General features: G+C 67.1%; 18 protein-coding genes. 9 read left to right on the forward strand and 9 right to left on the reverse strand.

The window, feature by feature from the left end; genetic code table 11:
- Positions 1 to 6 precede the first annotated feature (6 nt).
- The 5 genes from SB816_RS03565 to SB816_RS03585 form a co-directional block, all read right to left on the reverse strand.
- Positions 7 to 1,002, reverse strand: a complete 996-nt coding sequence (locus SB816_RS03565) for a Bug family tripartite tricarboxylate transporter substrate binding protein (RefSeq protein WP_410546504.1) — start codon at positions 1,000 to 1,002, stop codon at positions 7 to 9.
- 75 nt (positions 1,003 to 1,077) lie between these two features.
- Positions 1,078 to 2,127 (reverse strand): NAD(P)H-dependent glycerol-3-phosphate dehydrogenase, encoded by a 1,050-nt coding sequence (locus tag SB816_RS03570; protein ID WP_064524038.1) that lies wholly within the window; start codon positions 2,125 to 2,127, stop codon positions 1,078 to 1,080.
- 18 nt (positions 2,128 to 2,145) lie between these two features.
- Positions 2,146 to 2,679: a protein-export chaperone SecB gene (gene secB / locus SB816_RS03575; RefSeq protein WP_049076759.1), complete on the reverse strand. Its 534-nt coding sequence runs from the start codon at positions 2,677 to 2,679 to the stop codon at positions 2,146 to 2,148.
- A gap of 36 nt (positions 2,680 to 2,715) precedes the next feature.
- The gene (gene grxC / locus SB816_RS03580) at positions 2,716 to 2,973 is read right to left on the reverse strand and encodes a glutaredoxin 3 (protein WP_006391755.1); all 258 of its coding nucleotides are present in this window, start codon (positions 2,971 to 2,973) and stop codon (positions 2,716 to 2,718) included.
- 50 nt (positions 2,974 to 3,023) lie between these two features.
- Positions 3,024 to 3,446, reverse strand: coding sequence for a rhodanese-like domain-containing protein (locus tag SB816_RS03585; RefSeq protein ID WP_049076757.1), 423 nt, complete (start codon positions 3,444 to 3,446; stop codon positions 3,024 to 3,026).
- 161 nt (positions 3,447 to 3,607) lie between these two features.
- On the opposite strand from SB816_RS03585, the gene gpmA reads away from it, so the two are divergent.
- From gpmA to SB816_RS03620, 7 genes are all read left to right on the forward strand, one after another.
- Positions 3,608 to 4,360 carry a 2,3-diphosphoglycerate-dependent phosphoglycerate mutase gene (gpmA, locus tag SB816_RS03590; RefSeq protein WP_049076754.1) on the forward strand — a complete coding sequence of 251 codons (753 nt, stop codon included), beginning with the start codon at positions 3,608 to 3,610 and terminating at the stop codon, positions 4,358 to 4,360.
- Between the two features lie 3 nt (positions 4,361 to 4,363).
- The gene (locus SB816_RS03595) at positions 4,364 to 5,965 is read left to right on the forward strand and encodes a murein hydrolase activator EnvC family protein (protein ID WP_410546505.1); all 1,602 of its coding nucleotides are present in this window, start codon (positions 4,364 to 4,366) and stop codon (positions 5,963 to 5,965) included.
- Between the two features lie 41 nt (positions 5,966 to 6,006).
- Positions 6,007 to 7,452 (forward strand): S41 family peptidase, encoded by a 1,446-nt coding sequence (locus SB816_RS03600; protein ID WP_116792228.1) that lies wholly within the window; start codon positions 6,007 to 6,009, stop codon positions 7,450 to 7,452.
- Entirely contained in the window at positions 7,449 to 8,204 is a 756-nt protein-coding gene (locus tag SB816_RS03605) for a HesA/MoeB/ThiF family protein (protein WP_054500442.1), read from the forward strand. The genes SB816_RS03600 and SB816_RS03605 overlap by 4 nt, the downstream gene beginning before the upstream one ends.
- A 149-nt stretch (positions 8,205 to 8,353) precedes the next feature.
- Positions 8,354 to 9,529 (forward strand): GGDEF domain-containing protein, encoded by a 1,176-nt coding sequence (locus tag SB816_RS03610; RefSeq protein WP_231132900.1) that lies wholly within the window; start codon positions 8,354 to 8,356, stop codon positions 9,527 to 9,529.
- Between the two features lie 105 nt (positions 9,530 to 9,634).
- On the forward strand, positions 9,635 to 10,354 hold the full coding sequence (locus SB816_RS03615) for a FadR/GntR family transcriptional regulator (protein WP_054500443.1): 720 nt from the start codon (positions 9,635 to 9,637) through the stop codon (positions 10,352 to 10,354).
- Complete coding sequence (locus SB816_RS03620; protein ID WP_054500444.1) at positions 10,351 to 11,763, forward strand: FAD-binding oxidoreductase; 1,413 nt, start codon at positions 10,351 to 10,353, stop codon at positions 11,761 to 11,763. The genes SB816_RS03615 and SB816_RS03620 overlap by 4 nt, the downstream gene beginning before the upstream one ends.
- A gap of 322 nt (positions 11,764 to 12,085) precedes the next feature.
- Here SB816_RS03620 and thiC read toward each other — a convergent pair whose 3' ends face one another.
- Positions 12,086 to 13,999, reverse strand: a complete 1,914-nt coding sequence (gene thiC, locus SB816_RS03625; RefSeq protein WP_054500445.1) for a phosphomethylpyrimidine synthase ThiC — start codon at positions 13,997 to 13,999, stop codon at positions 12,086 to 12,088.
- Between the two features lie 371 nt (positions 14,000 to 14,370).
- Between thiC and SB816_RS03630 the strand changes: the two genes are divergently transcribed.
- On the forward strand, positions 14,371 to 14,928 hold the full coding sequence (locus SB816_RS03630) for a SecDF P1 head subdomain-containing protein (RefSeq protein ID WP_054500446.1): 558 nt from the start codon (positions 14,371 to 14,373) through the stop codon (positions 14,926 to 14,928).
- Positions 14,929 to 14,991: 63 nt separating this feature from the next.
- Here SB816_RS03630 and SB816_RS03635 read toward each other — a convergent pair whose 3' ends face one another.
- Positions 14,992 to 15,441 carry a helix-turn-helix domain-containing protein gene (locus SB816_RS03635; RefSeq protein ID WP_162876648.1) on the reverse strand — a complete coding sequence of 150 codons (450 nt, stop codon included), beginning with the start codon at positions 15,439 to 15,441 and terminating at the stop codon, positions 14,992 to 14,994.
- A gap of 139 nt (positions 15,442 to 15,580) precedes the next feature.
- Between SB816_RS03635 and SB816_RS03640 the strand changes: the two genes are divergently transcribed.
- Positions 15,581 to 16,210: a winged helix-turn-helix domain-containing protein gene (locus tag SB816_RS03640; protein ID WP_231132901.1), complete on the forward strand. Its 630-nt coding sequence runs from the start codon at positions 15,581 to 15,583 to the stop codon at positions 16,208 to 16,210.
- A gap of 142 nt (positions 16,211 to 16,352) precedes the next feature.
- On the opposite strand, the gene proB is transcribed toward SB816_RS03640, so the two are convergent.
- Together proB and obgE are read right to left on the reverse strand one after the other, a co-directional pair.
- Complete coding sequence (gene proB, locus SB816_RS03645; RefSeq protein ID WP_064524041.1) at positions 16,353 to 17,489, reverse strand: glutamate 5-kinase; 1,137 nt, start codon at positions 17,487 to 17,489, stop codon at positions 16,353 to 16,355.
- A 58-nt stretch (positions 17,490 to 17,547) separates the two neighbouring features.
- The gene (gene obgE, locus SB816_RS03650) at positions 17,548 to 18,684 is read right to left on the reverse strand and encodes a GTPase ObgE (RefSeq protein ID WP_410546506.1); all 1,137 of its coding nucleotides are present in this window, start codon (positions 18,682 to 18,684) and stop codon (positions 17,548 to 17,550) included.
- Positions 18,685 to 18,845: the final 161 nt, after the last annotated feature.

The raw sequence follows: 18,845 nt of genomic DNA on the forward strand, positions 1-18,845 counted from the left end.
GCGGCGTCAGTCGAGCGACAGGTTCAGCTTCTGGATGACCTGATCCCAACGAGCCTTTTCGTTCTGGATGCGGACGGTCAGGGCCTCGGGGGCGGAGGCGGCGGGAGTGAAGTATTGCAGGGCCATCTGCTTGCGGACCGTATCGCTGTTGATGATGCGGTTCAGTTCGCTGTTCAGGCGCTCGATGACGGGCGTCGGCGTTTCCGCGGGGGCCAGGATGGCGTTCCACGAGATGGCTTCGAAGTCGGGGTAGCCCTGCGAGGCCATGGTGGGCACGCCGGGCAGGGTATCGCTGGGCTGCAGGCTGGTGACGGCGAGGATCTTGACCTTGCCGTCGCGGGTCTGCGGCACCGCGATGGCGGGGACCATGAAGCCGGCCTGGATGTCGCCGCCGATGATGGCGCTGATGACCTGCGGGAAGCCGGCGTACGGGATATGCGCCATGTCGATGCCGGCGCGTTCCTTGAACATTTCCATGGCCAGGTGGGCCGAGCTGCCGGGGCCGACGGAGCCATAGTTCAGCGAGCTGCCGTGCTCCTTCACCATGCGCACGAAGTCCTGCACGGAATTGACGTTCTTCAGGTTGCCAGGCACGGTCAGCACATTGGGGCTGGTGCCCACCAGCGTCACGGGCGCCAGATCTTGCAGCGGGTCGTAGCCCAGCGTCTTCTTGTAGAGCGTGGGGGCGGTGACCAGCGGGCCGTTGATCGTGTAGAGCAGGGTGTAGCCGTCGGGTTTGGCCTGCGCGACGATGCGGGTGCCGATGTTGCCGCCGGCGCCGGTCTTGTTGTCGATGACGATGGGCTGTCCCAGCGCTTGTCCCAGCGGCTCGGCGATGGTCCGCGCCAGGATGTCAGGCGACGAGCCGGGCGGGAACGGCACCACCATGTGGATGGGGCGGTCCGGCCAGTCGGCGTGGGCGGCGGCGGGCAGGATGGCCGCCAGGCTCAGGCAGAGGCCGCGCAGCAGGGGGCCGACCCGGAACTTGCGGGTTTGCGTCATGAAGGATGTCTCCTGGGAGTCGTGCGTCGTGTTGTTATGAGGACGAGGGGGTGGGGGCCGGCTGCATCGGCGATGTCAGCCCGCGTTGCCGTGTTCGTCGCGCGCGTCGCGCGCCAGCAGGGTGGACACGGCCGTCATGGGCGAGACGCCGTCGAACAGTACGGCGCACACGGCTTCGGTGATGGGCAGTTCGACGCCGACGGCGCGGGCGCGTTCCAGCGCGGCGCGCGCGCAGCGCACGCCTTCGGCGGTGATGCCGCTGGCCAGGACGTCGGCCAGCTTGCGGCCCGCGCCGATTTCCAGGCCGACGCGGCGGTTGCGCGACAGTTCGCCGGTGGCGGTCAGGACCAGGTCGCCCAGGCCGGTCAGGCCGGCGAAGGTCTCGGCTTGCGCGCCCAGCGCGACGCCGAAGCGTGTCATCTCGGCCAGGCCGCGGGTAATCAGCGCGGCGCGGGCATTGGTGCCCAGCGCCAGGCCGTCGCCGATGCCGCAGGCCACGGCGATGACGTTCTTGAGGGCGCCGCCCACTTCCACCCCGACCAGGTCGCCGCTGGCGTAGACGCGCAGCGCGGCGCCGTGCAGGGCCCGGGTGGTGGCGGCGCGCAGGGAGGCGTTGTCGCTGGCGACGGTCAGCGCCACGGGCAGGCCCTGGGCGACTTCGCGGGCGAAGGACGGGCCCGACAGGACGCCGCCGACGGCTCCGGGCAGGGCCTGGCGCACGATTTCGTGGGGCAGTCTGGCCGTGTCGGCTTCAAAGCCTTTGCAGGTCCAGACGATGGGGGTGTCTTGCAGGCCCAGGGCGGGCAGGCGACGCGAGAGTTCGGCGCAGGTGGCGGCGAGGCCGGCCACGGGAACGCCTAGAATGATCAGCCCCGTCGCGCCGTCCTGTTGCAGGCTGCGCAGCGTGGCGTCGAGATCGGAGGTAATCGTCAGCGCCTGGGGCAGGGCGATGCCAGGCAGGTAGCGCGCATTTTCGTGGCGGGCGGCCATGTCGGCGGCCTGCGCCGGATCGCGCGCCCAGAGTACGGTGGGGTGGCGGCGGCTCGCGGCCGCCGCCAGCGCGGTGCCCCAACTGCCCGCGCCCAGGACGGCGACGCGCAGGCTGGGCGGAGTGGGCTGGTTCATGGGGCGCCGCGGTCTGCCTTATTGGCGGGTGGCGCTGGCGGGCAGGATGATGCCCGAGTCGCTGCCGTTGCCGTTGGCGTTGCTTTGCTGCTGTTGCAGTTCGGCCAGGCGTTGTTCGTACAGGGCCTGGAAGTTGACTTCGGTCAGGTGCAGCGGCGGCATCGAGGTGCGGGTGATCGCGTCGGCGATGTTGGCGCGCAGGTACGGGTACAACATCGTCGGGCAGACGATGCCCAGCAGCGGGTCGAGTTGCTCTTCGGGGATGTTGGCGGCTTCGAAGATGCCGGCCTGGGTGCCTTCGACCAGGTACACGACCTTGTCATTGACACGGGTGGTGACGGTGACCGTGACCGTGGTTTCGAACACGGTTTCGGCCAGGCGCTGGCCGCCCACGGTGATGCTCACTTCGACCTGGGGGGCTTCTTGCTCCAGGAAGACGTGGGGCGCGTTCGGCATTTCCAGCGAAAGGTCTTTCAGGTAGACGCGCTGCAGATTGAACGAGGGCGCGTCGTTGCCGCCTTCTTGCTGGGTGTTTTGGTCTTGATCAGCCATGAGTGTTTCCGTTGGTGGGAGGGGCAAAAAGGGGCGTCAGCCGTTGAGCAATGGGGTCAGGCCGCCCGAGCGGTCCAGCGCCATCAGGTCGTCGCAACCGCCGACATGGGTATCGCCGATGAAGATCTGCGGTACCGTGCGCCGGCCGGTGCGTTCGATCATGCGATCGCGTTGGCCGGGTTCGCGGTCGATCTGGATGATTTCCAGGTCGGTCACGCCGCGCTGCTCCAGCAGCGCCTTGGCGCGGGCGCAATAAGGACAATAGTCCTTGCTGTACATGACAACTTTATTCATAGGCGCTCCAGGCGGATTCTGTCGATAAGATGGGGGCGCGTCGCCCGGGTTCAACCCTTCTGGGTGACCGGCAGGCTGGCGGCCAGCCAGGCGCGCATGCCGCCTTCGAGCGGCACGACGTCGGCGAAACCCTGCGCGCGCAGCTTGGCGGCGGCGCGGGCGGAATCACGGCCATTGTCGCAAACCACGACAAGCGGCTTGTTCTTGGGCAGCGAGGCGGCCTTTTGTTCCAGGTCGGCGGCCGGCACGCTGCGTGCCTGGGCGATGTGGCCGGCCTGGAACTGTTCGGCGGGGCGCACGTCGACCCACACGGCCTGGCGCTGGTTGACCATCTGGATGGCTTCCGTGGTGCTCACGGCCGAGCCGGTGCGGCCCTTGCGCAGGGCGGGAATGGCCAGCATGACGCCGGAAACAAGGGTTACGGCGACAATGAAGATGTTGTTTTTATCGAGCAAGAATTGCAGAAGGTCCACGGGGCATCCTGAAGTGCGGCGTCTAGCCTGGTAAGGGCGAACCCTGACGCGCCGCGCGGCGAAATTGACGGGTGCGCCGGGGCAAAATCAAGGGCAAAATCGCTCAATTATAAAATGAGCGCATTCCGCAACTTTAACCCGCGTTACACGCCTGCCAAACCATGCACAAACTCGTTCTGATGCGCCACGGCGAAAGCCAGTGGAATCTGGAAAACCGCTTCACCGGCTGGACCGACGTCGACCTGACCGAAACCGGCCGTGAGCAGGCCCGCAAGGCGGGCGAACTGCTCAAGAAGGAAGGCTACACCTTCGACCTGGCCTACTCGTCGGTGCTCAAGCGCGCCATCCGCACCCTGTGGATCGCCCTGGACGCCATGGACGCCATGTATACCCCGGTGGGCGTGAACTGGCGCCTGAACGAGCGCCACTACGGCGCCCTGCAGGGGCTGAACAAGGCGGAAACCGCCGCCAAGTACGGCGACGAGCAGGTGCTGATCTGGCGCCGCGCCTACGCCATCGCGCCGGAACCCCTGTCGCTGGACGACGAGCGCCACCCGCGCTTTGACAGCCGCTACGCCAAGATCCCGGCCGACCAGTTGCCGGCCACCGAGTGCCTGAAGGACACCGTGGCGCGCGTGCTGCCGTTCTGGAACGAATCCATCGCCCCGGCCATCCGCGCCGGCCGCAAGGTGCTCATCGCGGCCCACGGCAACAGCCTGCGCGCGCTCATCAAGCACCTGGACAACGTGTCCGACGACGACATCGTCAACCTGAACATCCCCACCGGCCAGCCGCTGGTGTACGAATTGGATGATGACCTGCGCCCCATCCGCCACTATTATCTCGGCGATGCCGCCGAGATCGAGGCGGCCATGGCCGCCGTCGCGGCCCAGGGCAAGGCGAAGAAGGACTGATACATGGTGCGCAAGGCGGGGTGGTTGTTGGCGGTCATGCTGGCCGGCGGAGCGCTGCCCGCGGGCGCCGCGCCCAACGATCTCGCCGGCCGCCAGTCCGAAGCCGAAAGGCAGCAGGCGCAACTGCGCGATCGCATCGAGAACCTGCAAAAGGATATCGATGCGCGCGAAGCGGCCCGCAAGGAAGCCGCCGATGCCCTGAAGCAGTCGGAATCGGCGATCTCCAGGATCAACCTGCGGCTGAAGGAACTGGCCGATTCCAGCCGCCAGGCGACCACCGACCTGTCCGGCCTGGAAAAGCAGATCACCGCCCAGCAGGCCGTGCTGGCCAAGCGCCGGGTCGAACTGGCGGACCAGTTGCGCACGCAATACACCAGCGGCCTGTCGCCCTGGACCGCGCTGCTGTCCGGCGACGATCCCCAGGTGCTGGGCCGCAACCTGGGCTACCTCGATTATGTCTCCCAGGCCCGCGCCCGCGCCGTCGAGGCGCTGCGCGCTGACATCGACCGGCTGGCCGCCCTGCAGGGCCGCGCCGACGCCCGGCGCGCCGAGATCGAAAAGCTGGTGGCCGAAACCTCCGAACAGAAGAGCGCCCTGGTCGCCCAGCAGAAAGAGCGCGGCACCCTGCTGGCGCAACTGGAAGGCCAGATCGCCGCCCAGCGCGCCGAAGCCAACAAATTGGGTCGTGACGACCAGCGACTCTCGCGCCTGATCACCGACCTGGACGCGGCCATCGTCAAGCAGGCCGAAGAGGCCCGCAAGGCCGAAGAGGCGCGCCGCCGCGCCGAGGAAGCCCGCAAGGCCGAGGAGGCCCGCCGCGCCGAAGAAGCCCGCAAGAAGGCCGAAGCCGAGCGCCGCGCCGAGGAGGCCCGCAGGAAGGCCGAGGCCGACCGCAAGGCGGCCGCCGACAAGGCCGCGGCCGACAATGCCCGTCGCGACCGTAACGCGCGCGAGGCCCGCGAGGCCGCCGAAGCGCGCGAACAGGTCGAGGCCGCGTCGCGCCAGGCGCGGGGGCCCGTGGCCGTGGCCGATCCCGACGCCGCTGGCCTGCGCCCCGCCGATTCGCGCCATACCCGCCTGACCGGGCAGGCCGAGACGCCGCCCCCGGTAAAACCCGCAGATCCTCCCAAAAAGGCGGAACCCGCGGAGGCGGAATCCACTCCAACCCGAACTGCATCGGTCCAGCAGACCCCGCGCGCCGCGCCGGTAGGCGGCGGCAACGGGCTGCGCCACGGGTTGGCGGCGCCGGTGCGTGGCCAGGTGCAGGGCCGTTTCGGGGTCGATCGCCCGGACGGCGGCGTCTGGCGCGGCATCGTGCTGCGCGCGCCCGAGGGAACCCCCGTGAAGGTGGTGGCCCCCGGCACGGTGGTCTATGCCGATTGGCTGAGGGGCTTCGGCAACCTCATCATTGTGGATCATGGCCAGCAATATCTGACCGTCTATGCTTACAACCAAAGTCTGCTCAAACGGGTGGGCGATTCCGTCGCGGCGGGGGATACTATTGCTTCGGTAGGCGCAACCGGCGGCCAAGTGGAATCCGGCCTATACTTTGAAATTCGCCATCGCGGCGCTCCTGTGGATCCAGCCCAGTGGCTGGCCCAGTAAGCCAAAAACCCTCAAGGGCGAAAACCATTCGGGAAGTGTGCATGAGCACTCGCAAGTTTCGCGGTTTCGGTCTGATTGCCATCGGTGCGGTGGCTGGTGTCCTGCTCAGCGTGGGCGTCACCGCTGTCGCCCAGCGCGGCAGTCCCTTGCCGCTGGATGAACTCAGGCAACTGAGCAACGTCTTCGCCGCCATCAAGAACAACTACGTCGAGTCGGTGGACGACAAGACGCTGATCGACAATGCCATTTCCGGCATGGTGTCGAACCTGGACCCGCATTCCGCTTACCTGGATGCCGACGCCTTCCGCGAAATGCAGACGGCCACGCAGGGTGAGTTCGGCGGCCTGGGCATCGAGGTCGGCGCCGAAGACGGCTTCGTCAAGGTCATCTCGCCCATCGAGGACACCCCCGCCGCGCGCGCGGGCGTCATGGCCGGCGACCTCATCATCAAGATCGACGACACGCCCACCAAGGGCATGTCGCTGAACGACGCCGTCAAGCTCATGCGCGGCGCGCCCAAGTCGCCCATCACGCTGACCATCATGCGCGCCGACCGGCCGCAGCCGATCGTGCTCAAGATCGTGCGCGACATCATCAAGGTGCGCAGCGTGCGCAGCAAGATGCTGGACAACGGCGTGGCCTACGTGCGCATCGCCCAGTTCCAGGAAAAGACCGGCGTCGACCTGGCCAAGCAGCTCAAGGACCTCGGCGCCAAGGAAGCGCCCAAGGGTCTGGTGCTCGACCTGCGCAATGACCCGGGCGGCCTGCTGACCAGCGCCATCGGCGTGTCCGGCGCGTTCCTGCCGGCCGACGCCCTGGTGGTGTCGACCGACGGCCGCACCCCCGACGCCCGCCACAAGTACCTGGCGACCCCGTCGGAATATGCCCGCGGCGAAAGCAACTACCTGTCGGGCCTGCCGGCCTGGACCAAGACCGTGCCGATGGTGGTGCTGGTCAACGTCGGTTCGGCCTCGGCTTCCGAGATCGTGGCCGGCGCGCTGCAGGACCACAAGCGCGCCAAGGTGCTGGGCAACCGCACCTTCGGCAAGGGCTCGGTGCAGGTGATCCTGCCGCTGTCGGAAACCACCGCGGTCAAGCTCACCACGTCGCGCTACTTCACGCCCAGCGGCCGTTCGATCCAGGCCACCGGCATCGAGCCCGACTACGTCGTGGCCGACACCGCCGACGGCGACCTGTTCCGCCTGCCGCGCGAAGCCGACCTGCAACGCCACCTGTCGAACCCGGGCACGGCCAACGAAGTGAAGTCCAACTCGGACCAGGACAACGTCGACGTGCCGACCAAGGTGTTCGAATTCGGCGGCAAGGACGACTTCCAGTTGCAGCAGGCGCTCAACCTGCTGGCCGGCAAGCCGGTGCAGAAGGGGTCGGCCCGCGCCCAAGCCAAGGCCGACGCCAAGCCCGGCACCGGCACCGCCCAGCGCATGAAGATCACGCCGACCGGAGTCGAGCCCAGCAAGGACAAATGAACGACGAGCAACTGCTGCGCTACGCCCGCCATATCCTGCTCGACGAGCTGGGTATCGAAGGGCAGGAAAGACTGCTGGCGGCGCGAGTGCTTATCGTAGGGGCGGGTGGACTGGGTTCGCCCGCCGCGCTCTACCTGGCCACCGCCGGCGTCGGTGACATCACGCTGGCCGATGACGACGTCGTCGAACTCAGCAACCTGCAGCGTCAGATCCTGCACACCACCGCGAGCGTCGGCCGGCCCAAGGCCGAGTCCGGGCGCGACATGCTGGCGGCTTTCAATCCGCAGACCCGCGTGCATGCCCGCGTCGAGCGGCTACAGGGCCAGGCCCTGTCCGACGCGGTGGCGCAGGCCGACCTGGTGCTGGATTGCACCGACAACTTCACCACCCGCCACGCCATCAACCGCGCCTGCGTGCAGCATCGCAAGCCGCTGGTGTCGGGCGCCGCCATCCGCTTCGACGGCCAGGTCAGTGTCTACGACCTGCGAGACCCGGACGCGCCGTGCTACCACTGCCTGTTTCCCGAGGCGGACGACGTCGAGGAGGCCAACTGCGCCACCATGGGCGTGTTCGCGCCGGTGGTCGGCATCATCGGCAGCATGCAGGCGGCCGAGGCCCTCAAGCTGTTGTCCGGGGTGGGTGAGAGCCTGTCTGGGCGGCTGCTGTGGCTGGACGTGCGCACCATGCAATGGCGCAGCGTCAACGTCCAGCGGGATCCGGAATGCGCTGTCTGTGGCGCGCACGCGCACTGATGCGCCGGACAGGCGATTATTCCGTCCCCGTAAAATCTGCCTGTCATTCTCCGCGTAAATAATATTAAAGGTTTGAAATACCTGCTATAACGCCAGCCAGCCTTCCTTTCATGGCAGGCAGCATTGGACGTATCGGAGTGGACACAGGATTGAGCTTCAGCCTGCCGAAATGGCGGCTGACCCGATGGTTGACGGATTCCGGGCAGGACACGCCTGCGGACATCCGCGCCGCGCTGATTGCCAGCCTGTTCGGCACCCTGCCCATCTTCGCGGGCGGTGTCATCAACACCTTGATGATCTCGGGCGTGGTCGCGTGGCGCCGTCCCGAGCCGCTCTATATCTCGTGGCTGGTCCTGGAGATCGTGCTGGCCGTGGTGCGGGTCACCATCCTGCGCTCGGCCTTGCGCAACGCCGCCCGGGGCGGCAACACCCATACCGACATCTACATCGTGCTGGCGTTGCTATGGGCGTTCAGCGTCGGCTACGGCGTTTTCGTCACCTTCCTCAACCATGACTGGCTGGCCGCCACGCTTGCCGGCGTGTCCTGCGGCGCCATGGCCGGCGGCATCTGCTTTCGCAACTACGGTGCGCCGCGGCTGGTGGCCGCGATGATCTTCCTGAGCCTGGGGCCGATGTGCCTGGGCGCGCTGTTCGCCGGCGAATACGTCACCGTCATCGTCTTCATCCAGATCCCGTTCTATCTGGTCAGCATGAGCATCGCCTCGCAGCGGCTGCGCCGCATCCTGGTGTCCACCATGCTGGCCGAGCGCGAGAACGAACGCCGCGCCAGCCAGGACGCGCTGACCGGCCTGGCCAACCGCGCCGGGCTGGAAGCGGCGCTCGAGCGCATCTGCGCCAGCGCGCGCGGGCAGGACAGCGCCGCCGCGCTGTTCTACATGGACATGGATGACTTCAAGATCATCAACGACACCCATGGCCACGCCGCCGGCGATCATGTGCTCAAGACCATCGCCCAGCGCATGCGCGCCATGCTGCGGGTGGACGATGTCGCGGCCCGCATCGGCGGCGACGAATTCATCGTGCTGGTCACCGGCATCGACGCCACCGCCGCGCTGCGCCTGGGCAACCACCTGCTGCGCGACGCCATCCAGCCGATCACGCTGGCCGACGGCACGCGGGTCAGCGTGGGGTTGTCGATCGGCATCTCGATCATTTCCGGCGTCGACCGCAAGGCCCAGGCGGTGCTGGATTCGGCCGACGCGGCGCTGTACCGCGCCAAGGCGCAGGGTGGCCGCCGCTGCGCGGTCGCTGGCGCGCCGGACCTGCAGGAAGCCCGGGAAACCGGCGACGCCGCGACGGCCTGAGGCCACACGCTTCAAGCCTACGCCGAGGGTACGGCACGACAAATTCCCTCAGATTCACCCAAAGTTATCAGATAACCTGAAAAGTCTGCGCTATACTCGGCCGCTATGCTGACCAAGAGCCTCACCTTGACCGAACAGGTCGCCCGCCAGATCGCGGGCGACATCGCTCATGGCGTCTATCCCGTGGGCGCCAAGCTGCCTTCCGGCCGCGTGTTGGCCGAGCAGTACGGCGTCAGCGCCGCGGTCATCCGCGAAGTCACCGAGCGCCTGCGCGCGCAGGGCCTGGTGCAGAGCCGCCAGGGATCGGGCAGCGTGGTGCTGGCACGCACCGGCGCTCAGGGCTTCCAGGTGCCCGCCGATATCGCCGTCAGTCGCGAGCAACTGGCCAGCGTCTACGAGCTGCGCATGGAACTGGAAGGCGGCGCCGCCGCGCTGGCGGCCGAGCGCCGCAACGCCGCCGACCTGGAGGCCATGGCCCGCGCCCTGGCCGACCTGGAACATCACCAGCACCATCCCGAACACGGGGTCGAGCACGACATTGCCTTCCATCTGGCGATCGCGGCCGCGACCCACAATCCGTTCTACCAGGACCTCCTGCAATACCTGAACCTGCAATTGCGCCTGGCTGTCAGCACCGCGCGCGCCAATAGCCGCCAGTTGGCCGGCATGACGGACGCCGTGCACCACGAACACGTCGCCGTGTTCGAGGCCATCCGCGACCACGATGCGCCGCGCGCGCGGCGCATGGCCGAACGCCACTTGCGGCAGGCGGCCAGCCGCCTGCGCCTCGATTCCCTCTTTCCCGCCTCCAGGCAGACATCATGAGCACAACCGACATCGCCCAGCGCCTGGTCCAGGCCCTCGGTCCCGACACCGTCTTCACCGCCAGCGAGGACATCGCGCCCTGGCTGTCCGACTGGCGCGGTCTGTACAACGGCCACGCCCAGGCGGTGGTCCGTCCGCGCACCACCGCCGAGGTCGCGACCTGCCTGGCGCTCTGCAACGAGGCCGGCGTGCCGGTGGTGCCGCGCGGCGGCAATACCGGCCTGTGCGGCGGCGCCACGCCCGACGCCGCGCCCATCAACGTCGTGCTGAGCCTGGACCGCATGAACGCGGTGCGCGCCATCGACACCATTGCAAACACCATGGTCGCCGAGGCCGGCTGCATCCTGGGCAACCTGCGCCGCGCAGCGCAGGACGCCGGCCGGCTGCTGCCCCTGAGCCTGGCCGCCGAGGACTCCAGCCAGATCGGCGGCAACGTCGCCACCAATGCCGGCGGCGTCAACGTGGTGCGCTATGGCATGGCGCGCGAACTGGTGCTGGGCCTGGAGGCGGTGCTGCCCAACGGCGAAATCTTCAACGGTCTGCGCACCCTGCGCAAGGACAACACCGGCTACGACCTCAAGCAACTGCTGATCGGCTCCGAAGGCACGCTCGGCGTCATCACGGCAGTGGCGCTGCGCCTGTATCCGCGCACGGACGTGCGCTCGGTGGTGCTGGCCGCGGTCGAATCGCCCGCCCAGGCGCTGCAACTGTTCGAGATCCTGTTCGAGCAATGCGGCGCGCGCTTGCAGGCCTTCGAGTATTTCTCCGGCGACTGCCTCGACCTGGTCCTGACCCACGCCGCGGGCGTGCAGGAGCCGTTCGACCAACGCTACCCGGCCTATGTTCTGGTTGAACTGGCCGACACCGCCGACGAAGCGGCGCTGACCGCGCTGCTGGAAAACGTGATCGGCACGGCGCTCGAGCGCGGCCTGTGCCTGGACGCCGCCGTTTCCGCTTCGCTGGCTCAGTTGCAGGCGCTATGGAAGCTGCGCGAGGAAATCTCCGAAGCGCAACGCGCCGACGGCCCGCACCTCAAGCACGACGTGTCGCTGCCGATCGAGAGCATTCCGGATTTCATGGCGTCCGCCGAAGCGCGCGTGCGCGCGCTGTACCCGGACATCCGCCCCTTCATCTTCGGCCATTTCGGCGACGGCAACCTGCACTACAACCTGTCGCGCCCCGCCGGCGCGGACCGCGGCTGGGTCGCCGAACACGGCGCCGCGATCACCGACGCCGTCCTGGACGAGGTCAACCGGTACGGGGGCAGCATCAGCGCGGAGCATGGGATCGGGCAGCTCAAGCGGGAGCATTTCCTGCATAGCAAGGATACGGTTGAGTTGCGGTTGATGCGGGAGATCAAGCGGGTTTTGGATCCTAAGGGGATTATGAATCCTGGGAAGCTGCTTTAAGAAGGGCTTGTTGGCGGGGGAAGGCGCTTCGTAGGTCGCCCCTCGGTCGGGCGGACCCGATGGCGGGCGCCCACGATTGCGGTCCGGAGCGAAGGCTCCGGACCGCAATCGTAGCCCCGCCTCCCCCCGAGGGCTGCCGCGCCGGGCGCCTTAAGAACTCAACCCCACCTTCGCCACCCAAGATCAGACCAACTCCGCAAAAAAACACCACGGATAACAAAAAGGCCTGGAGCAACGCATCCAGGCCTTTCATATCGCCTCAAGTCCACCAAGCCACCGCCATCAGCGCCCAGCCCGGCAAAAGCGAAATCCGCTCAAAAGATCACTGCCGGTGATAAACCTCGGCTCCCTTCTTCACGAACTCGATCGACTTCTCCTGCATGCCTTTCTGCAGCGCTTCCTTCTCGGTCACGCCCTGCGACGCCGCATAATCGCGCACATCCTGCGTAATCTTCATGCTGCAGAAATGCGGCCCGCACATCGAGCAGAAGTGCGCCACCTTCATCGAATCCTTCGGCAGCGTCTCGTCGTGGAACTCCTTGGCCGTATCCGGATCCAGGCCCAGGTTGAACTGGTCGTCCCACCGGAACTCGAAGCGCGCCTTCGACAGGGCGTTGTCGCGGATCGCCGCGCCCGGATGGCCCTTGGCCAGGTCCGCCGCATGCGCCGCGATCTTGTACGTGATGATGCCGTCCTTCACGTCCTTCTTGTTCGGCAGCCCCAGGTGCTCCTTGGGCGTCACGTAACAGAGCATCGCCGTGCCGTACCAGCCGATCAGCGCCGCGCCGATGCCCGAGGTGATGTGGTCGTAGCCCGGCGCGATGTCGGTCGTCAGGGGGCCCAGCGTGTAGAACGGCGCCTCGTGGCAGTGTTCCAACTGCAGCTCCATGTTTTCCTTGATCATCTGCATCGGCACGTGGCCCGGGCCTTCGATCATCACCTGCACATCGTGCTTCCAGGCCACCTGCGTCAGCTCGCCCAGCGTCTTCAGTTCCGCGAACTGGGCTTCGTCATTGGCGTCATAGCCCGAGCCCGGGCGCAGGCCGTCGCCCAGCGAGAAGCTGACGTCGTAGGCCTTCATGATTTCGCAGATTTCCTCGAAGCGCTCGTACAGGAAGCTCTCCTTGTGGTGCGCCAGACACCACTTGGCCATGATCGAGCCGCCGCGCGAGACGATGCCCGTCATGCGGTCCGCCGTCATCGGAATGAACGGCAGGCGCACGCCGGCGTGGATCGTGAAGTAGTCCACGCCCTGTTCGGCCTGCTCGATCAGCGTGTCGCGGAAGATCTCCCAGGTCAGTTCCTCGGCCTTGCCGTCGACCTTCTCCAGCGCCTGGTAGATCGGCACCGTGCCGATCGGCACCGGCGAATTGCGGATGATCCATTCACGCGTTTCGTGGATGTGCTTGCCCGTCGACAGGTCCATGACCGTGTCGCCGCCCCAGCGGATCGCCCAGGTCATCTTCTCGACTTCCTCGCCGATGCCCGAACTGACGGCCGAGTTGCCGATGTTGGCGTTGATCTTGACCAGGAAATTGCGGCCGATCGCCATCGGCTCGACTTCCGGGTGGTTGATGTTGGCGGGGATGATGGCGCGGCCGCGCGCGATCTCGTCGCGCACGAATTCCGGCGTGATGGCGGCCGGGATGGCGGCGCCGAACGATTGGCCCGGGTGCTGGCGCAGCAGGCGCTTGACCATCTTCTCGCCATCCGGACCGCTGTCGCGCAGCGTCTGCAGGTAGTGCTCGCGGCGCAGGCTTTCGCGGATCGCCACGTATTCCATTTCGGGCGTGATGATGCCGCGGCGCGCATAGTGCATCTGCGAGACGTTGGCGCCGGCCACGGCGCGGCGCGGCGGGCGCTGCAGGTCAAAGCGCATGGCCGTCAGCTTGGGATCGGTCAGGCGCTGCTTGCCGTACTCGCTGGTCGGGCCGGACAGCACTTCGGTGTCGCCGCGCTCGTCGATCCAGGCGCGGCGCACTTCCGGCAGGCCGCGGCGGATGTCGATCTTGACGTCGGGGTCGGTGTAGGGGCCGCTGCAATCGTAGACGGTCAGCGGCGGGTTCTTTTCGCCACCGAACATGGTGGGCGTGTCGTCCTGCTCGATCTCGCGAAACGGGACGCGGATGTCGGGACGGGAACCGACCTCGTAGACCCGGCGGGATTTGGGCAACGGGGCGACCGCGGCCGCGTCGACTTCGGCGGTGGCGGCCAGGAATTTGGGATTGGCGTTCATGGAAAGCTCCAAGCGAATGGTTTGGAGCCGATCGGGAATGGACTCCCGCCATGCGGGCATGGCGGAAATACGGCTCCCAGCATCGGCATTATCCGTACTGGTACGAAGGGACTCTCTCAACACGTCGTGCCGTTCTGGCGCGACGAGTACCCCTGCGCGAAAGCGAAGTATAGAGCCTGCATGGCCGCCGCGCGAACGGCGGCCGATGCTGCGTTGCGGCAGCCATGGTCCGTCGTGCCCGCCCATGGTGGTAGTACCGCTTTACATTTGGAATCAGTCTGCGGAGACAGTGCCATACAGGTTCTGTACACTTTTTTGGTCAGTCGGCGGTCAGCCTGCCGGCTTCAGTCCACTCCAAGAAGGAAACGAGCATGCAACTTACCCTACGCAAACTGGCGCCCGCCCTGGTGGTCATGACCCTTGCGCTTGCGGGTTGCAAGACCGCCCCGACCAAATCCGGCGCCGCCGCCACGCCCGATGCGGCCGGCCAGCAGCAATCCTCCGGGCAGCAGCAGCCCGCCACCGCCTCGGTGGTCGAGTTCTACGTGGCCCAGACCCAATCCGCGCCTGGGCTGGTCGAAGTCAGCCTGCCCGACGGCAAGCTGTACATGCAGCAGCAGCCCGTGCTGACGCGCGCCGACCTGACCGAAGCCGCCGCCCTCGTGGATCGCCAGGGCGCCAATTTTGTCGGTCTGCGTTTCTCGGAAGCCGGCACGCGCAAACTGACCGACATCAGCACCAAGAACGTCGGCAATATGCTGGCGCTGGTGATCGATCGTGAACTGATCGCCGCGCCCCGCATCGGCGAACCGCTGAACCGCGGCGTGCTGGCCTTCGGCGTGCCGTCGGCGCAAGCCGCTTCCGACATCGCCGCCAAGATCCGTGGCGAAAGCGCGCCCGCGCCGGCCCCGGCGCCCGCCAAGCCCTGAGCTGTCCTGGCACAAAAAAACCCGGCCATGCCGGGTTTTTTTTGTCCTGCTTTAGCCGTTTCCTCAGTTCTTGCGGCCGCGCGGCTTGACGCCGCGACGCGCCGTCATGGCTTCAATGAAGGCCAGCGTCACCGCCTCCAGGGCCACCCGATCCTCGGCCGTGAGCGTGTCGAGCATCGCGGGCGAGATCGTCGCGTAGGGCCAGGGCGCCAACGGCCGCCCGCGCCGCGCGATGGCACGGGGCAGCGGTTCCGAGACGCCGGTGGGGGGCAGTGTGTCGCTCAGGTCGTAGCTCTCCATGGGCAGTTCCATGGGACCCTTGCCGGTCTCCAGCCACTCGAGTTCCACCTTCAATACCTGCGCCAGTTTGCGCAGGGAACGGCTCGAATGCCGCAGCCCGCTCTCGTAGCTGCCGATCGCGCTTTGCGACAGGCGGGTCAGGCGCGCCAAGGTTTTCTGCGTGTGGCCACGCAAAAGACGGGCGTGCTTCAGTCGGTCTGAAAAAGTCTTCACGCGTCGATTGAAGCTTGCGCCGTAGGCACTTTGGTGGATATAAATATTACTTAAGTGATAAGTTCGAAGAGGCGCTCACATGCAGGAAAGAGGTTACGTCCTCGTCGTGCAACTTGGTGGAATGGCATGCAACAAGTTCGTGCATACCTTACGTCAATTTCAGTGGGAGGTCGGCCTGTGCCGATCCCCCGAGGGGCTGCTGGCGCGCCTGCGCAATGAACCCGCCGATGTCGTCGTGTTGCGGGGCACCGCTGACGACCTGCCGCAGTTGATTGCCGCGCTGCGTCGCGCCGCGCCGAGTTGCGCCGTGGTCTGGCAGTCGCCGGAAGATTCCGCGCCGGCCCGCATCGCCGCGCTCGATGCGGGCGCCCATGTGTGCGTGCCGCCACAGGCGAACATTCCCGAATGGGACGCCGTCCTGCGCAACCTGATTCGTTGCCAGCATCCCGCGGCCGACAGCATGCCGCGGTGGCGCGTCGATGGCCGTAGCCGCATGCTGGCAGGGCCCGCCGGTGAACGACTGCCCCTGACCAACACCGAGCGCGCCTTTTTCGTCAGCCTGTTGAACGCGCCGCACCAGTGCCTGCCGCGTGAAGGCTTCTTTCCCGATGCCACGCGTGATCCCATGGATGGCGCGCGGCGCGTCGACGTGCTGGTGTCGCGTCTGCGCTCCAAGGCGCGCCGTCTCAATATCGACCTGCCCGTCCTGGCGGTGCGAGGGTGGGGCTACATGCTGCTGCCACAGGGCGTGCCGGCCGAACATCAATAGTCCGGTCCATCCGGGGATTGTGGGCGATGACCATGAACGGCCGTTGCCGCCGCGCGGGCTTCGCGACAAAAACGGCCATGCAGCCGTATTGAAAAAGGCGCCCATGTGGGCGCCTTGCTTCATGGGCACGCGGCGGTATCCGTTAGAGCACGACCAAGTTGTCGCGATGCATCAGTTCGGGATCGGTCATGCTGCCAAGGATGCGGGCGATCTGCGATGACGGCTGGCGCAGGATGCGGCGGGTATCGGCCGACGAATAATTGATCAGGCCGCGGGCGCATTCGCGGCCCTGGCCATCGACGCAGGCCACCACGTCGCCGCGGCCGAATTCGCCTTCCACATCGACCACGCCGATCGGCAGCAGGCTCTTGCCTTCGCGCAGCAATGCCTGCACGGCGCCGTCGTCCAGCACCACACGGCCGCGCAGGCGCAGATGGTCGGCCAGCCATTGCTTGCGCGCCGACCAGACCGGCAACACGGCGCGCAATTCGCTGCCGATGCATTCGCCCTGCGCCAGGCGCGTCAGCACGTTGCGTTCGCGCCCCGAGGCGATCACGGTGTGCGCGCCGCTGTGCGCCGCGCGCTTGGCCGCCAGTACCTTGGTCAGCATGCCGCCGGTGCCGATGCCGCTGCCGGCGCCGCCGGCCATCGCTTCCAGCGCCGGGTCGCCGGCCTGGGCGTGCGCCATGAACTTGGCGTCCGGATTCTTGCGCGGGTCGGAATCGTACAGGCCGCGCTGGTCGGTCAGGATGATCAGCGTATCGGCTTCGATCAGGTTGGTGACCAGCGCGCCGAGCGTGTCGTTGTCGCCGAGCCGGATTTCGTCGGTGACCACCGTGTCGTTTTCGTTGACGATCGGCACCACGCCCAGGCGCAGCAGCGCGAACAGCGTGCTGCGCGCGTTCAGGTAGCGGTGGCGGTCGGCCAGGTCTTCGTGGGTCAGCAGGATCTGCGCGGTGCGCAGGCCGTATTCGGCGAACGCCGCTTCGTAGGCCTGGCACAAGCCCATCTGGCCCACGGCGGCCGCGGCCTGCAGTTCGTGCATTACCGACGGCCGCTTGCGCCAGCCCAGGCGGGCCATGCCTTCGGCAATGGCGCCGCTGGAGACCAGCACGACCTGTTTGCCCTGCTTGTGCAGCGCGGCGATCTGGGCTGCCCAGTGCGCCACGGCGGCGCGATCCAGGCCTCGGCCTTCATTGGTGACCAGCGATGAGCCGACCTTGGCGACGAGGCGCTGGGCGTGGGTGACGACGGAAACGGCGGGTGATTCGGCAGACATGATGGCGGCGGGCTGCGGCGCGAGAAAAGGCGTAATCGAACGAGATTGCGATTATGGCTTATTCGTCGCCGCGCGGCGCGGCCGGTCTCTTGTCGGCGTCGGTGCGGGTGTCGTCGAAGCGCGGATCTTCGGCGACGTAGGTGCCGTCGGCCTGATCCTGCGCCACCTGTTCCTTTTCGCGCTCGGCGTCCAGGTAGTCCTGCAGCGCGTAGATCAGGTCCTGGGTGCCGTCGCCGGACAGGCCGGAGATGCCGAACACCGGGCCTTTCCAGTCGTACAGCTCGATGAAGCGGCGCTTGGTGTCCTCGGGATCGGCCACCATGTCCAGCTTGTTCAGCACCAGCCAGCGCGGCTTGGCGGCCAGCTCGGGATCGTAGCGGCGCAGTTCCTCGACGATGGCGCGGGCATCGACCACGGCCTGCTCCACGGGATCGGCGTCGGGATCGGGGGTGGACACGTCCACCAGGTGCAGCAGCACGCGGGTGCGCGCCAGGTGGCGCAGGAACAGGTGGCCCAGGCCGGCGCCTTCGGAGGCGCCTTCGATCAGGCCGGGAATGTCGGCCACGACGAAGCTGCGCGACGGCGAGGTGCGCACCACGCCCAGGTTCGGGTGCAGCGTCGTGAACGGGTAGTCGGCGATCTTCGGCTTGGCGTTGGAGATGCGGGTGATCAGCGTGGACTTGCCGGCGTTGGGCAGGCCCAGCAGGCCGACGTCGGCCAGCACCTTCAGTTCCATGCGCAGGTAGCGGTGTTCGCCTTCCTTGCCGGGGGTCCATTGGCGCGGGGCGCGGTTGACGCTGGACTTGAAGTGCATGTTGCCCATGCCGCCCTGGCCGCCGGCCGCCAGCACGACCTTCTGGTCGTGGCGGTTCAGGTCGAACAGGACTTCGCCGGTCTCGGCGTCATGGATGATGGTGCCGACGGGCACGCGCAGCGTGATGTCGGGGGCGGCGGCGCCGTACTGGTCCGAGCCGCGGCCGTTTTCGCCGTTCTTGGCGCGGTGCAGGCGCGCGTAACGGAAGTCGATCAGCGTGTTGATGTTGCGATCGGCCACGGCAAAGATGCTGCCGCCGCGTCCGCCGTCGCCGCCGTCAGGGCCGCCCTTGGGAATGAATTTTTCGCGGCGAAAGCTCGCCACGCCATTGCCGCCTTTGCCGGCGACGACTTCGATGGTGGCTTCGTCTACGAATTTCATGATGTCTGCGCGTGTATGAGATAGGGAGTCGCCGCAACGCGGCGAGGGCCGCCACGCATTTGCGGTGGCCCGAAGGAAAAAAAGCCCTGCCGCGTGCGACAGGGCTTTGCCGTTCTGGCTGGCGGCGGGTCGCTGAGGCAACCGCGCCGCTGGCCGGACCG

Origin of the sequence: Achromobacter sp. SIMBA_011 (genome assembly GCF_046535435.1) — a bacterium.
In the GTDB taxonomy this organism is placed as follows: domain Bacteria; phylum Pseudomonadota; class Gammaproteobacteria; order Burkholderiales; family Burkholderiaceae_B; genus Achromobacter; species Achromobacter dolens.